15 protein-coding genes are annotated in these 14,928 nt (G+C 42.5%); 12 read left to right on the top strand and 3 right to left on the bottom strand.

The features are described from left to right. The first annotated feature begins 39 nt into the window (after positions 1-39). The 10 genes from lptE (at position 40) to ybeD (ending at position 9,007) form a co-directional block, all read left to right on the top strand. Positions 40-585 carry an LPS assembly lipoprotein LptE gene (gene lptE, locus BM329_RS06895; RefSeq protein ID WP_177216209.1) on the top strand — a complete coding sequence of 182 codons (546 nt, stop codon included), beginning with the start codon at positions 40-42 and terminating at the stop codon, positions 583-585. Beyond that, positions 582-1,613 carry a DNA polymerase III subunit delta gene (holA, locus tag BM329_RS06890; protein ID WP_092550787.1) on the top strand — a complete coding sequence of 344 codons (1,032 nt, stop codon included), beginning with the start codon at positions 582-584 and terminating at the stop codon, positions 1,611-1,613. The genes lptE and holA overlap by 4 nt, the downstream gene beginning before the upstream one ends. Beyond that, positions 1,606-2,361, top strand: coding sequence for a nicotinate-nucleotide adenylyltransferase (gene nadD, locus BM329_RS06885; protein WP_092550784.1), 756 nt, complete (start codon positions 1,606-1,608; stop codon positions 2,359-2,361). The genes holA and nadD overlap by 8 nt, the downstream gene beginning before the upstream one ends. 95 nt (positions 2,362-2,456) lie before the next feature. Then, positions 2,457-2,783 carry a ribosome silencing factor gene (rsfS, locus tag BM329_RS06880; protein WP_092550926.1) on the top strand — a complete coding sequence of 109 codons (327 nt, stop codon included), beginning with the start codon at positions 2,457-2,459 and terminating at the stop codon, positions 2,781-2,783. Positions 2,784-2,785: 2 nt separating this feature from the next. Beyond that, a complete protein-coding gene (rlmH, locus tag BM329_RS06875; RefSeq protein ID WP_092550781.1) occupies positions 2,786-3,256 on the top strand; it encodes a 23S rRNA (pseudouridine(1915)-N(3))-methyltransferase RlmH in 471 nt (156 codons plus the stop codon). A 36-nt stretch (positions 3,257-3,292) separates the two neighbouring features. After that, entirely contained in the window at positions 3,293-5,191 is a 1,899-nt protein-coding gene (mrdA, locus tag BM329_RS06870; protein ID WP_092550778.1) for a peptidoglycan DD-transpeptidase MrdA, read from the top strand. A gap of 8 nt (positions 5,192-5,199) precedes the next feature. After that, entirely contained in the window at positions 5,200-6,312 is a 1,113-nt protein-coding gene (mrdB, locus tag BM329_RS06865; RefSeq protein WP_092550775.1) for a peptidoglycan glycosyltransferase MrdB, read from the top strand. Positions 6,313-6,324: 12 nt separating this feature from the next. Then, positions 6,325-7,326 (top strand): endolytic peptidoglycan transglycosylase RlpA, encoded by a 1,002-nt coding sequence (gene rlpA / locus BM329_RS06860; RefSeq protein ID WP_092550772.1) that lies wholly within the window; start codon positions 6,325-6,327, stop codon positions 7,324-7,326. Positions 7,327-7,426: 100 nt separating this feature from the next. Further along, positions 7,427-8,635, top strand: a complete 1,209-nt coding sequence (gene dacA, locus BM329_RS06855; protein ID WP_092550769.1) for a D-alanyl-D-alanine carboxypeptidase DacA — start codon at positions 7,427-7,429, stop codon at positions 8,633-8,635. Between the two features lie 108 nt (positions 8,636-8,743). Beyond that, positions 8,744-9,007, top strand: coding sequence for a DUF493 family protein YbeD (ybeD, locus tag BM329_RS06850; protein ID WP_092550766.1), 264 nt, complete (start codon positions 8,744-8,746; stop codon positions 9,005-9,007). Positions 9,008-9,248: 241 nt separating this feature from the next. Here the strand turns inward: ybeD and BM329_RS06845 are convergent, their stop codons facing one another. Then, a complete protein-coding gene (locus tag BM329_RS06845) occupies positions 9,249-10,709 on the bottom strand; it encodes a TrkH family potassium uptake protein (protein WP_092550763.1) in 1,461 nt (486 codons plus the stop codon). Positions 10,710-10,877: 168 nt separating this feature from the next. Here BM329_RS06845 and lipB point away from each other — a divergent pair, with 168 nt between their 5' ends. Together lipB and lipA are read left to right on the top strand one after the other, a co-directional pair. Further along, a complete protein-coding gene (gene lipB / locus BM329_RS06840) occupies positions 10,878-11,525 on the top strand; it encodes a lipoyl(octanoyl) transferase LipB (RefSeq protein ID WP_092550923.1) in 648 nt (215 codons plus the stop codon). Positions 11,526-11,642: 117 nt separating this feature from the next. Then, a complete protein-coding gene (gene lipA, locus BM329_RS06835) occupies positions 11,643-12,608 on the top strand; it encodes a lipoyl synthase (protein ID WP_092550760.1) in 966 nt (321 codons plus the stop codon). Between the two features lie 97 nt (positions 12,609-12,705). Here the strand turns inward: lipA and cspE are convergent, their stop codons facing one another. Together cspE and BM329_RS06825 are read right to left on the bottom strand one after the other, a co-directional pair. Then, a complete protein-coding gene (gene cspE, locus BM329_RS06830; RefSeq protein WP_092550757.1) occupies positions 12,706-12,915 on the bottom strand; it encodes a transcription antiterminator/RNA stability regulator CspE in 210 nt (69 codons plus the stop codon). Positions 12,916-13,100: 185 nt separating this feature from the next. Then, positions 13,101-13,586 (bottom strand): methylated-DNA--[protein]-cysteine S-methyltransferase, encoded by a 486-nt coding sequence (locus BM329_RS06825; RefSeq protein ID WP_092550754.1) that lies wholly within the window; start codon positions 13,584-13,586, stop codon positions 13,101-13,103. Positions 13,587-14,928: the final 1,342 nt, after the last annotated feature.

Raw genomic sequence — 14,928 nt, 5'->3', positions numbered from 1 at the left:
GTGCTAAAAAATTTAGTAAAAAGCGTGGTGGAAAATAATCTGCGGCTTCGTATTCTTACGTTGTTGCTCGGGTTGGCGGTGCTGGTCACCGCTGGCTGCGGTTTCCACCTTCGTGGTACAACACAAGTGCCAAAAAAGCTTCAAACATTACAGTTAAGTACCAGTGATCCATACGGGCCTCTGGCACGGGCAGTGCGCCAGCAACTTCGTTTGAATGATGTCAAAATCATTGACTATGGAGATGCTTCAATACCTATCTTGAAACTTTTAAGCTCTAATGAAAATAAAGAGACTGTTTCAATCTTTCAGGATGGTAAATCAGCTGAACGTTTGTTAGTGCTGAATGTTGATGCTCAAATTCTGATGCCGGATGGCAGCATCTATCCATTACAGGCGAGGGTTGACCGCTCTTTCTTTGATAACCCTTTGGAAGCACTAGCAAAAGATGCTGAAAATGAACTGGTTCAGCAGGAAATGCGCGAACAAGCAGCCCATCAGCTTATGCGTCAATTGTTGACCGTTCATAGTGCAGAACTCCTGAAAGCCAAAGAAAAACAGAAAATGGCGGCTACACAGAAGCCATGATCCGACTGTATCCTGAACAACTCCTTTCGCAGCTCAATGAAGGGCTGCGAAATAGCTATCTGCTATGGGGTAACGAACCGTTGCTATTGCAGGAAAGTCAGGACAGCATCCGCAGAGTGGCTGAACAGCATGGTTTTATGGAACATTTTACTTTCTCATTGGATAACCATACCGATTGGGATGAAATCTTCAGCTTATGTCAGTCACTCAGCTTATTTGCCAGCCGTCAGTCTCTTACTCTGCTGCTTCCGGAAAATGGCCCTAATGCCACAATGGCAGAACGGCTGACCAAGCTTACGGAATTGCTGCATACAGATATCCTGCTGATACTATGTGGGCATAAACTCACCAAAGCACAGGAAAATAGCCCGTGGTTTAAGTCTATCGGGCAAAATGGTGTATACATCAGTTGCCTGACACCAGAACAAAATCGTCTGCCTCAATGGGTATCACAACGAGCCAAAAGCATGGGGCTGGCACTGGAGGAGGAAGCCAACCAACTATTGTGCTATTGCTATGAAGGAAATTTATTAGCGCTGGCTCAAGCACTGGAACGTCTTTCCCTACTCTACCCCGATAATCGGCTGACCCTGCATCGCGTTGAAGAGACAGTCAATGATGCGGCCCATTTTTCACCCTATCATTGGGTCGATGCCTTATTGGCAAGCAAAATCAAACGGGCATGGCATATACTGAAACAACTGCGACAGGAAGATACAGAGAGTGTCATTCTGATCCGTACTATACAGCGGGAACTAATGTTGCTGCTGGTAATTAAACGTCAAAGCAGAACCGTCCCCCTGAGAACATTGCTTGATCAGCACAAAGTGTGGCAAAACCGTCGGCCATTACTGACAGCCGCATTACAGCGTCTATCGCAACAAGATCTGCAATCTGCCATACATTTGTTGACCCAGATGGAACTGCGCGTCAAAAAGGATTATAGCCAATCCATTTGGGCTGACCTGGAAACACTTTCCATGCTGTTATGCGGAAAACCATTACCAGAGAGCTTTTTGAATGCTTGATTCTATTGATTCGCAACTTATTGATTTACAAAATATTGATTCACAAGACATCGGGCATCAGCACGCTGTTTTTAAAAAGACTCATTCAATACCCCATACGGATTCCCCTGTTATTCAAGCTCTATTTGGCGGTACATTCGATCCCATCCATTATGGTCATTTACGTCCTGTAAAGGCATTGGCAAAACAAGTCGGACTCAAACAGGTTATTTTATTGCCTAATCATGTTCCGCCACATCGTCCTCAGCCAGAGGCGACACCACAGCAACGGCTGGAAATGGTTCGTTTGGCTGTGCAAGACAATCCTCTTTTTACTGTAGATGCCCGCGAACTGGAGCGTCAAACCCCCTCTTATACGATAGAAACATTGAAATCCTTTCGTCAGGAAGTCGGTGAACAACGCCCATTGGCATTCATCATTGGACAGGATTCATTACAAGCTATCCATACATGGTATAAATGGGAAGAGCTGCTCGATATCTGTCATTTACTGGTCTGTTCCCGTCCGGGTTATCAACGCCAGCTTTCAGCCGCAGACATGCAAAAATGGCTTGAAAGGCATCAAATTGAAACTCCATCTCCATTGAGCCAAAAACCAAATGGTTATATTTACTTGGCTGCTACTCCATTATTAAACATCTCGGCAACTGATATTCGTCAACGCCACCAGCAAGGGTTAAGCTGTGATGACCTGCTTCCTCCAGAGATACAAAATTATATCGATTCACAAGGGCTATACATACAATAACAAAATCATGCGTTGATTTGCCGCTAAGTTGCTTACTTTTACAGATATTGGCATGTTATTATGCTGTGTTACTCAACCAATTTTACAAAATAAAGGTGATCCTTTTGCAAGGCACAGAACTACGACAATTTGTTGTTGATAAACTTGAAGATTCCAAAGCACAGGATATTGTTTCTATAGACGTTCGTAGAAAATCCAGTATTACTGACTGCATGGTTATCTGTACCGGAACATCGAGCCGCCACCTGATGTCTGTGGCAGACAATCTGGTTGATGATTGCCGCCAAGCTGGGATCATGCCCCTGGGTGTTGAAGGGCAAGGCATTTCAGACTGGATTGTTGTCGATCTTGGCGAGATCATAGTGCATGTTATGCAAGAAGACAGCCGTCGCATGTACGAATTGGAAAAACTCTGGAGCTGAGTTTGAAGTTACAACTGGTCGCTGTAGGAACAAAAATGCCGGACTGGATTCAGACCGGCTTTATAGATTATCTGAACCGTTTTCCTAAGGATATGCCTTTTGAACTGATTGAAATTCCGGCGGGAAAACGGGGCAAAAATGCTGACATCAAACGCATTCTGGAAAAAGAAGGTGAACAAATGCTGGCCGCTGTCGGTAAAGGCAACCGTATTGTGACACTGGATATTCCCGGCTCTCGTTGGGATACCTCACAATTGGCGCAACAACTTGAGCGCTGGAAGCTGGATGGCAGGAATGTCAGCTTGCTGATTGGCGGCCCTGAAGGTTTGGCTCCTGCCTGTAAAGCAGCAGCGGAACAAAGCTGGTCACTATCTCCTCTGACCATGCCACATCCTCTTGTGCGGATTCTGGTTGCAGAGAGCCTCTATCGAGCTTGGAGCATAACAACTAACCACCCTTATCACCGGGAATAAATTGAGTAATCTATCACCGTGAATTCTGGCAATGGGATGAAGAATAAACGAACCCCTTTTCGAGATCATTCGGCTGAATCAGCCCTGTTTATACGCCGCGCACTCGTGGCGTTCACTGGTATGATTATTTTAATAGGGATACTGGTCGCCAATCTCTATAACCTCCAGATTACTCGCCACGAAGATTACCAAACCCGATCAAATGGGAACCGCATTAAGCTCGTTCCCATCGCTCCAAGCCGGGGTATTATTTATGACCGCAATGGCATACCACTGGCAGCAAACCGAACTATTTACCAATTGGAAATTGTGCCTCAAAAAGTTTCCGATCTTGATAAGACATTAGAGGAATTGCGTTCTGTCATCGGGCTGACTGATGAAGATATCGAAACATTCAGAAAAGAGCGCCAACGCGCACGTCGGTTTACCTCTATTCCTCTGAAAACGCCTCTGACTCAAGTTCAAGTTGCCCGGTTTTCAGTCAACCAATATCGCTTTCCGGGACTCGAAATCAAGGGATACCAGCGGCGTTATTATCCGTATGGTTCAGCCCTGACCCATGTCATCGGCTATGTCGCCAAAATAAATGATAAAGATGTAGAACGGCTCGACAAAGAAGATCTTTTGCCAGATTACGCGGCTACTCATGATATCGGGAAACTGGGCATTGAGCGTTATTATGAGTCCACGCTGCATGGCAGACCGGGTTATGAAGAAGTGGAAGTCAACAACCGTGGCAGAGTCATTCGTCAGTTGCATGAACAACCTCCACAAGCCGGTAAAGATATTTACCTGTCAATCGATTTAGAGCTACAAACCTATATTGAAGAGATATTGACAACCAGTCGGGCGGGTGTTGTTGTTACCGATCCCCGTACAGGGGACATTTTAGCCATGGTATCCAACCCAAGCTATGATCCGAATCTATTTGTCGATGGTATTTCCAGCAAGGACTATAAGTCTCTGCTTAACGATCCCAACCGCCCGTTGATTAACCGGGCAACACAAGGGGCTTATCCGCCCGCGTCCACAGTGAAACCTTTTATTGCCGTTGCAGCCCTTAGCAGTGATGTCATCACAAAGAATACGACGATAAATGATCCCGGCTGGTGGCAACTACCGGGATCAGAAAAACGTTACCGCGACTGGAAGCGTTGGGGGCATGGTAAACTGAATGTACATAAATCAATTGTCGAATCTGCGGATACTTTTTTCTATCAGGTTGCCTATGATATGGGTATTGATAGGATGTCCGAGTGGATGTCAAAATTCGGTTATGGCCAATTTACAGGCATTGATTTGAAAGAAGAAAGCCCAGGCAATATGCCAACTCGTGAATGGAAGCTCAAGCGCTATAAAAAACCGTGGTATCAAGGTGATACCATTTCTGTTGGTATCGGTCAGGGATACTGGACAGCGACACCTATGCAGATGGTAAAAGCCCTGATGATGCTGATCAATGATGGTGAGGTCAAAACACCGCATTTCTTGATGAACACACGCGTAAATGGCGAAATGCAACCTTACCAACCTCCGATCAGTGTACCAATTGGAGATATTCACTCTGGATACTGGGAAATTGCCAAAGATGGCATGTATGGTGTTGCCAATGCCCCGAATGGCACTGCCCGCAGATTCTTTGCTGACACACCTTACAAAGCGGCAGTTAAGTCAGGTACTGCCCAAGTTTTCAGTTATGAAACCTATAATGCAAACAAACTTGCTGAACACCTGCGTGACCATAAACTGATGATAGCCTTTGCACCCTATGACAACCCGACAGTTGCTATCTCTATCATTCTGGAAAACGGCGGCTCTGGGCCACCTGTCGGTACTATTGTGCGTCAAATCCTGGATCATATTTTACTCAGGGATAAAAATACCACCTCTTCTGCCGCAACAAGAAAACAGGCGACCAGAACACAAGCTAATTGAGCAAAGCCATGACAGACTCTGAAAACAAAGTTCCTTTCTGGACTCGCATACATATAGATATTCCATTATTACTATTTGTCCTGGCATTACTGGCCTACAGCCTTTTTATTATGTGGAGCGCCAGTGGGCAGGATGTCGACATGATGGAACGTAAAGTCGGGCAAGTTCTCATAGGCCTCATAGTCATGCTCTTTATGGCACAAATCCCTCCGCGTATGTACGAGAATTGGGCACCTTATCTCTATATTGGGTGTGTAATATTGCTCATTCTGGTTGATGTTTTCGGTCAGATAAGTAAAGGGGCACAACGTTGGTTAGATCTCGGTATTGTGCGTTTCCAACCGTCAGAAATTGCTAAAATCGCCGTTCCTTTGATGGTCGCGCGTTTTATGAACCGAGATATCTGCCCTCCTTCATTGAAAAATACGGGCATTGCATTGGTTTTGATCTTTGTTCCTACTCTGCTGGTAGCAGCACAACCCGATTTGGGGACATCAATCCTGATTGCCGCCTCTGGGTTATTCATTCTGTTTCTGGCAGGAATGAATTGGAAGCTAATCGGTATCGCTGTTTTACTGCTTGCCTGCTTCATTCCAATACTGTGGTTCTTCCTGATGCACGACTATCAGCGTGCCCGCGTTATGATGCTGCTTGATCCCGAAAGTGATCCATTAGGCAAAGGTTACCATATCATTCAGTCTAAAATTGCTATTGGTTCAGGTGGATTATTTGGGAAAGGTTGGCTGCAAGGCACACAATCACAATTGGAATTCCTGCCTGAAAGACATACAGACTTCATTTTCGCTGTTCTATCTGAGGAACTGGGGATGATAGGTGTTCTTGTTTTGCTCGGACTCTATATGCTGATCATTATGCGTGGCCTGGTTATTGCTGCTAAGGCACAGAATACTTTCGGCCAAGTGATAGTCGGAGGGTTAATACTGATTTTATTTGTCTATGTCTTCGTAAATATCGGCATGGTAAGCGGCATCCTGCCCGTGGTCGGTGTTCCCTTGCCGCTGATTAGTTATGGAGGCTCTGCATTAATTGTCCTAATGGCAGGGTTTGGCATTATTATGTCGATACATACGCATCGTAAGTTATTGTCCAAAAGTTTATGAGGAAAAAGTTTCATGCGTCAACAATGGCTTATATTTAGCATCGTAGCGGTACTGATATCAGGCTGTACAATAACAGGCAATAATCGGGCACCTTCTCTGCCCCCGGTTCCAACCCGTGATGTCTTGGGAGCTGAGCCTCAATATGAGCCTTATCATCCAAGCGCCAATCAGGATTATCAACGGGATGGACAAACATATCGCATCGTGCAAGATCTTGCTCACTTTACCCAAACTGGTTATGCCAGTTGGTTCGGGGAAGAAGCCAATGGCAAACTGACAGCTATTGGTGAACAAGCCAGCCCTTATTCGCTGACGGCATCTCATCCAACATTGCCTATTCCAAGTTATGTACGTATCACTAATTTAAGCAACGGACGCATGATGATTGTCAGGATCAATGATAGAGGCCCTTACAATAAATCAGGTAAGATCATTGAATTATCACGTTCAGCGGCAGAACGCTTGAATTTAATGCCACAAAGCAGAGTAAAGCTGGATGGTATTCAGGTCGCTCCAGATAGCTCACTATCTGGCTTGGGAACAGAAGGCTCAACAATCATCAAACAGAGTTATGCTTTGCCTGACCGCCCCATTATTAGCTCTCAGCTATCAAATAAACCATCCGCGACAGGCAATCCCCCTGAACAAGATATCGTGGAGCAACCGGCTACCGGACAAAATCTATCTGGAAATACCGTAGAGCAGCCCGTTACTTCAACTCCTGCGGCAACATTACCTGCTTCAAGTACATCATCTACATCAACTCCAAGTACCCCGGGTTCAGTATTAACGGGCAATTATATGGTACAGATAGGTGCTGTCAGCGTTGAACAAAAAGCCAAAGAGTGGCAACAATCGTTGAGTCAACGCTTTAATGTACAAGGCCGCATTATTCAATTTGGCAATATTTATCGCGTCCAACTAGGACCATTCAATAGCCGACAAAAAGCTTTGGAGCTACAAAAGCAATTAACCGATCAGATGCATCAATCCTCTTTTATTATTGTGCCCTGATTTGCTATTCACTGAATTTTGTTTAATGTCAGCCTTTTTTCCATTTGTTATTATATAGCTTATTATTAATCCTTTTCTCACGGATGTTATCTAATCAATCATGAAATACATAGTTACCTCCCGCTTTATTAAAAGTGCCACCTTAGGCATCGCTCTGGCTGCCAGCGTTTCTGCGTTCGCCAACACGGATGATAATTTCAAAACCATGATCCCCGGTGTTCCCGAACTGGATTCAGAAGCCTATATTCTGATTGATTACAACTCAGGAAAGGTATTAGCTGAAAAAAATGCAGATGTTCGTCGTGATCCAGCCAGTCTAACCAAAATGATGACCAGCTATGTGATAGGTCAAGCCATTAAATCAGGAAAAATCGGCCCGAATGACATCGTTACTGTCGGCAGGGACGCTTGGGCAACGGGTAATCCGATATTTAAAGGCTCTTCCTTAATGTTCTTAAAGCCCGGTGATCAGGTGTCTGTTGCTATGCTTTCCCGTGGTATCAACCTGCAATCCGGCAATGATGCCTGTGTTGCAATGGCTGATTACGTAGCAGGCAGCCAGGACGCATTCGTTAGTTTAATGAACAAATACGCACAAAGTCTGGGGCTGCAAAACACACGCTTTCAAACTGTGCATGGTTTGGATGCTGCCGGTCAGCACAGTTCTGCCCGTGATATGGCACTGATTGGTCAGGCTTTAATCCGCGATGTGCCGGATGAATATGCCGTCTACAAAGAGAAAGAATTTACTTATAACAACATTCACCAGCCCAACCGTAATGGCTTGTTATGGGATAAGAGCCTGAATGTCGATGGAATTAAAACAGGCCACACTAATGGCGCAGGGTATAACCTTGTTTCCTCTGCGACTGAAGGCAATATGCGCCTGATTTCTGCCGTAATGGGTAGTCCAACCTTTAAAGGCCGCGAGACTGATAGTAAAAAATTGCTGACTTGGGGTTTCCGTTTCTTCGAAACCGTTTCACCGCTGCAAGTAGGTAAAGAATTTGCCTCAGAACCAATTTGGTTTGGTGATACTGATAAAGTCCAATTAGGTGTTGATAAAAATGTTTACCTGACGATCCCTCGTGGCCGTTTGAAAGATCTGAAAGCCAGCTATGTATTAAACAATACTGAACTGCATGCGCCACTTGCTAAACATCAAGTGGTTGGCACCATCAACTTCCAGCTTGATGGCAAAACAATTGAGCAACGTCCATTAGTCGTGATGCAAGAAGTGAAAGAAGGTGGCTTCTTCAGCCGCATGATCGACTATATCAGACTGATGTTCCATCATTGGTTTGGTTAATTTCTTGAAAATCAAGCATTGAGCTTTATATTAGTTACACATTGTTAGAAAATTATCATGCCACAGTGAATTAACCATTCAGCTGTGGCAAATACATGAGGAACGCCCATGAAAACAAAATTAAACGAACTGCTTGAGTTCCCTTGCTCATTCACTTACAAAGTAATGGGCTTAGCTCAACCTGAGCTGGTGGATCAAGTTATTGAAGTGGTTCAGCGCCATGCGCCGGGTGATTACTCTCCAATCGTGAAACCAAGCAGCAAAGGCAATTACCACTCCGTTTCTATTACCATCAACGCGACTCATATTGAGCAGGTTGAGATATTGTATGAAGAATTAGGAGCATTGGAACTGGTGCGCGTTGTACTGTAATTATACTTATGATTAACGCTGATTTTTAGTCAGCGTTTTATTAATGATTAATTCAGGTAACTAATATATACCCAATGGATTTCAAGATGCAGCGACGGCAAGGGAATAAATCCCCCAGGAGCATAGCTAACTATGTGACTGGGGTGAGTGAGCGCAGCCAACAAAGCTGCAACTTGAAAGACGACGGGTATAGATGAACAGTCAAATATGGATACATCATATTCAACTATCTGTTATTCGGTTAAAAGCGCCAGAATGCTTTCGAACACAGGATCAGGATTGGATAGATCTCCAGCCTTCCCAATAACATTGCCGCACACATCATCCATTTTGCTACCGCATCAAGGTTACCAAAACCTTGTGCTGTAGTCCCATATCCTATCCCCATGTTATTGATACAAGCTGCGACAGTGGCAAATGAGGTTACCAAATCATAGCCAAGTAAATTCAATGCCCAGATAAAGAAACAACTGAAAAAGACATAAAGGAAGAAAAAGCCCCAGACAGAGCGCAACACCCTATCCTGAACCACAGATTTACCAATTTTAATCGTTGAAATGGAATTCGGATGAATGAGTTGATTAATTTCGCTGAAACTCTGTTTTGCCAAAATCATAAAGCGAAGCGCTTTGATGCCACCACAAGTGGAACCCACACAGCCACCAAAAAAACTGATCGCCAGCAGCAGCAGGATAGTATGGGGGGGCCACTGAGCATAGTCAGAGGTTGCCAAACCGTTATCAGTCATCATAGAGCTGGCCATGAAAAAACCGTGAACAAAGGCATCTTTCACGTTATACATTCCTGAACGGTATAATTCCAACCAGATAATGCCAACTATTATTGCAAGTACCAGCAAGAAAAATTGCAATTCTGCATTCTTTAATAACGGTTTAAAGCTCCTGCGCGTCAGAGCAACAAAATAAAGGGTAAAGTTGACGGCTGACAGTATCGAAAAAATACCACCCACCATTTCAATGGCCGCACTGTCATAATAACCAAGGCTTTCATTGCGGGTTGAAAACCCTCCTAACGAAACAGTTGAAATTCCGTGACAGATGGCATCAAACCACGACATGCCCGCGGCCCAGAAGCTGACCGAACACAGGCCTCCCAGCAAAAGATAAACAACCCACAGACTTTTAGCACTGTCAGCAAGACGTGGGGTTAAGCGCTCCTCTTTAAAAGGGCCGGGCATTTCTGATTGATACAATTTGACTCCACCAATACCCAATAATGGCAAGACAGCAACAGCAAGAACGATCACTCCCAATCCACCGATAAAATTAAGCTGAGCACGATAATAGAGAATGGAATTAGGCAACGCGGAGACATCATTCAGTACCGTTGCCCCTGTAGTAGTAATACCTGATATTCCCTCAAATATTGCGTCGACCAGATTGATATTCAGACTTTTGTCGAGAACAAAAGGTAACGCACTGAGCAACGAGAACAGCAGCCAAAATAACACGATGATAAGAAATCCATCTTGCGTACTGGGCTGTGCTTTAGTTTTGCGAGTTAAATACCAGCCTCCGCCTCCAACAACTAACCCTATGATAAATGTTTCAAAAAAAGCAAAGACACTTTTTTCTTTATAAAATAGAGCCACAAAAATAGGCAGCAACATTGAGAAACTGTATAGAAGCACCAGAAAGCTGCAAAGATGCCCAACAATCAGGAATTGGTTTTTTTTGACCATCTGTAACTCAAACAGAGATTAAAGGGAAATCATCAAAATATATAACCATAATAATATAAAATAAAAATATATTCGTCTAATTAACAATATTATTGAATTGAAGCATTCTCAAACTGGTGGGAATCATCTTAGGGCGTTATACTGGCGGACACTTTTTGTTAACAAATGATGAAGTTCCAATTGCAACATAACACCGTTATTTTACGCCAGTTAGGTATTCAGCCTTACGAGCCAGTTTCTGATGCCATGCATCAGTTCACCGAGCAGCGTACTGCGGAAACACCTAATGAAATCTGGCTTGTCCAACATGAAAAAGTGTTTACGCAAGGTCAGGCTGGTAAAACCGAGCATGTACTTGCAGCAGGTGATATTCCCGTTATCCAATCGGACAGGGGTGGTCAAGTCACCTATCATGGCCCCGGACAGCAGGTCATGTACGTTTTGATTGATTTGAAACGGTCAAAAATTGGGGTTCGCCAGTTGGTGACTACAATTGAGAATACCGTGATCGAAACTCTGGCTCATTTTGGCGTGGAAGCATATGCCCGCCCTGATGCTCCCGGAGTTTATGTCTCAGGTAACAAAATATGTTCGCTTGGGTTGCGTATCCGCAAAGGGTGCTCTTTCCATGGTCTGGCACTAAATATTGCAATGGACTTGCAGCCGTTTTTACGTATTAATCCATGTGGTTATGCAGGTATGCAAATGATCCAACTCAGTGACTTCGTCACCGGCGTGACCATTGAAGATGTACAACCTGTTCTGGTAGAAAAATTCTGTCAGATCTTGGGATTCCAACTCATCGATGAAAGATGATATAATTTTTAACATTTTTCAAAAAAATTTGAATGGATTTATTGCCCCAATATTGCTGTGATGAGCATCGGGCGGTAAGTCACAATCTGAAGAATATCACTGGAACCGGCAACGATTATGAGTAAACCAATTCAGATGGAACGTGGTGTCAAATACCGCGACGCAGACAAGATGGCTTTGATCCCTGTGAAGACAGTCACCACAGAACGCGAAGCACTCTTGCGTAAACCTGAGTGGATGAAAATCAAACTTCCTGCAGACTCCAGCCGCATTCAGGGCATTAAAGCTGCAATGCGCAAAAATGGGTTGCATTCGGTCTGTGAAGAAGCCTCTTGCCCTAACCTTGCTGAGTGTTTTAACCACGGAACCGCCACCTTTATGATCCTCGGTGCCATCTGTACCCGTCGCTGTCCATTCTGCGACGTAGCACATGGCCGTCCGAATGCACCTGATGCCAATGAACCCATCAAGCTTGCGCAAACTATTCAGGATATGGGGCTACGTTATGTCGTTATCACTTCTGTTGACCGTGATGACCTGCGTGATGGCGGTGCACAGCATTTTGCTGACTGTATCGCTGCCATTCGTGAAAAAAATCCATCGATTAAGATCGAGACTCTGGTGCCGGATTTCCGTGGTCGCATGGATCGTGCGCTGGAAATTCTGACTGCTACACCTCCTGATGTGTTTAATCACAATCTAGAAAACGTACCACGGGTTTATCGTCAAGTTCGTCCAGGTGCTAACTACGACTGGTCATTGAAACTACTGAAGAAATTCAAGGAAGTTCACCCAGATATCCCAACCAAATCCGGCTTGATGGTGGGATTGGGCGAGACTAACGAAGAAATTTTAGAAGTCATGCGTGATTTGCGTCACCACGGCGTTACTATGCTGACACTTGGTCAATACTTGCAACCAAGCCGCCATCATCTACCAGTTCAGCGTTATGTTAGCCCAGATGAATTTGAAGAAATGAAAGAAGCCGCGCTAGAGATGGGCTTTACCCATGCTGCGTGTGGCCCATTTGTCCGCTCTTCCTATCATGCTGACTTGCAGGCTAAAGGTGTAGAAGTTAAATAATCTGTCGCACCGCCATCATAATGAATATTATGTTCGCTGTATTTATACGAAAAAAACCCGTCTTCTATGACGGGTTTTAAAAATACGTGATTTGAAATTAGATTGCGACAACGTTCGCAGCTGATGGACCTTTTTCACCCTCAGTAATTTCAAACTCTACTTTTTGGCCTTCAGCCAACGTTTTGAATCCGTCAGCTTTGATGGCGGAAAAGTGAACAAAAACATCTTTACTACCATCTTCCGGAGTGATAAAACCGAATCCTTTGGATTCATTAAACCACTTAACATTACCTTTAATTTTTGACATCAAACTTACCTTTAATAAAAAGACACAAACTTAGCGTCACCTACAGTACAACAAATAATATAGTTCACTGTCTGCAACATAGATCACGAAATAATAACAAAATGTAAAAAACGAAAATTTCGCTTAATCACACTGATTGATTTTATACACCAATAGTGATTTCACAAATAAATTAGCGTCTTATTTTAATTTTGTTTACTTTTCGCCTTCTTTCCCTTTTCATGTTCCAGCAACCATCCTTTGATGTCCAGCCCGCCAGTATAGCCAACTAATTTACCATCATGACCAATTACTCTATGGCAGGGCACAATCAATGAAATGGGATTACGTGAATTTGCCATACCAACCGCACGACAATAATTTACCGACCCCAGCGTTAATGCTAATTGTTTATAGCTCCACATTTCACCATAAGGGATGGTGCAGAGCTGCTGCCAAACGCGTTTTTGGAATTCAGTTCCCTGCATGTTTAAAGGAACTGTAAATGTCAGCCTCTTTCCTTTGAAATATTCCTGTAACTCTTTTACACACTGTTTCATAATCGTGTTTTTAGATTCCGATTCTTTCTTTTCATTAACAAAATAAATACTGGTTACTCCTTCATCATCCGCAGTGATATGTACATAAGGCTTAGGAAATCCTTCTGGAGTATTTAGGTAATGATGGTACATAAACTGCCTCCATTTAATTTATTGTTAAAAATTTCTGTACTAGCCTAGATCTCTCTTTCATCAGTTTGCAATGATGAATTCGGTTACACATCTGACAATTTTATAAAGAAACCATACCGCCCTCTGATAATTAAAATTATGGCTCTGCCAATAAGATATGACACCTTATTTTTAATGCTGCTCATTTAAAAAATGCAAAAATACCATATATAGACAAAAAAACACCAATAATAACCATATATAGCGTTTATTTCATAAAATGATTATCTCGATATAATACACAAATGTTAGTTTTTATTATTATTAAGCTTCTATACCACTAAGAATTTTTACCAGATCTGTGATTATTTATGGCAAACACAATCATATGTATCCAATAGATTTCAAATTTCAGGGTATCTCTATGTGTATAACCCCCCTATAATCGAGTGACTAGAATTAGAATCATCAGTCTGAAAGATAAAAGGTATACACTACTGTCAATTAATCAATGACATGAAAAGAAACCAGTTATCGTTGTTAATCATCGAATTTCATAGTAAGCAGTGATAAAAACCGCCTATTAAGGATGGCAAGCATATATCTTTTGTCATTATTATTAGCATTTACTATATTGCTTAATATAAATAAAGTTTTTTTATATTAAGCAACATAGTAAAATCCATTCATTGTTCTAAAAATATATTTGAAAAATAAAATAACAGATAAAAATAAATTTTTTAGTTTATTAATTTTCAATAACGTTTAATAAAAATAATCTAACTGGTCATTTTAAAATTACATAACAATAAACCCTGTCATTCAGAAACAAATGAAATTTAATTTACATTTATTTTCAACTAATTAAGATAAAAATAGTGAAAGTTAATTTATGCCACCCAGAAAAACACAAAATAATAATAAAATATTAATTTCTCAGAAACCATCCTTAAATTAAAAAATAACTTTATTATTTCGACTGGTTGCGATTATTTAAAAAATAAAAGTGTTCTTTGGTATTCAAAGATATCAATTTGAATATTGAAGAAAAAGATTTTTTTACTAATATAATTATCTGATGCAGGTAAACCAACCCCAGAATTTCATTTCAATCGTGTTATAAATAACATTCTAAAATTGTAATTCACTTCCTTACTCCTCGCTGTGCGAGGAGTAAGGAATCCTCATAATTTGAGTGTATCACTATTATGAAAACCTATTTATGCCCAATGGATTTAGAGTTGCCTCAAGGTGGCAAGAAAGTGAATCCCCGGTCACATATAGCAGAATCAATATAATCAGACATAAGTCACATGCTCTGTAAACAGCTCATCAATAGAGCATCTTTCTCGTCTTCTTGTTG

This window comes from Xenorhabdus koppenhoeferi, from assembly GCF_900116635.1.
Taxonomy (GTDB): Bacteria; Pseudomonadota; Gammaproteobacteria; order Enterobacterales; family Enterobacteriaceae; genus Xenorhabdus; species Xenorhabdus koppenhoeferi.
The sequence above is the reverse complement of the archived record's forward strand: the minus strand, read 5'-3'. Positions and strand labels throughout refer to the sequence as shown.

What these genes read in the sequence shown, in the direction of transcription:
- BM329_RS06825 (WP_092550754.1), bottom strand. Translation starts at nt 13,586, where the DNA reads ATGTACCATCATTACCTAAATACTCCAGAAGGATTTCCTAAGCCTTAT.
- nadD (WP_092550784.1), top strand. Translation starts at nt 1,606, where the DNA reads ATGCTTGATTCTATTGATTCGCAACTTATTGATTTACAAAATATTGAT.
- mrdB (WP_092550775.1), top strand. Translation starts at nt 5,200, where the DNA reads ATGACAGACTCTGAAAACAAAGTTCCTTTCTGGACTCGCATACATATA.
- lipA (WP_092550760.1), top strand. Translation starts at nt 11,643, where the DNA reads ATGAGTAAACCAATTCAGATGGAACGTGGTGTCAAATACCGCGACGCA.
- rlpA (WP_092550772.1), top strand. Translation starts at nt 6,325, where the DNA reads ATGCGTCAACAATGGCTTATATTTAGCATCGTAGCGGTACTGATATCA.
- dacA (WP_092550769.1), top strand. Translation starts at nt 7,427, where the DNA reads ATGAAATACATAGTTACCTCCCGCTTTATTAAAAGTGCCACCTTAGGC.
- BM329_RS06845 (WP_092550763.1), bottom strand. Translation starts at nt 10,709, where the DNA reads ATGGTCAAAAAAAACCAATTCCTGATTGTTGGGCATCTTTGCAGCTTT.
- ybeD (WP_092550766.1), top strand. Translation starts at nt 8,744, where the DNA reads ATGAAAACAAAATTAAACGAACTGCTTGAGTTCCCTTGCTCATTCACT.
- mrdA (WP_092550778.1), top strand. Translation starts at nt 3,293, where the DNA reads ATGAAGAATAAACGAACCCCTTTTCGAGATCATTCGGCTGAATCAGCC.
- cspE (WP_092550757.1), bottom strand. Translation starts at nt 12,915, where the DNA reads ATGTCAAAAATTAAAGGTAATGTTAAGTGGTTTAATGAATCCAAAGGA.
- holA (WP_092550787.1), top strand. Translation starts at nt 582, where the DNA reads ATGATCCGACTGTATCCTGAACAACTCCTTTCGCAGCTCAATGAAGGG.
- lipB (WP_092550923.1), top strand. Translation starts at nt 10,878, where the DNA reads ATGAAGTTCCAATTGCAACATAACACCGTTATTTTACGCCAGTTAGGT.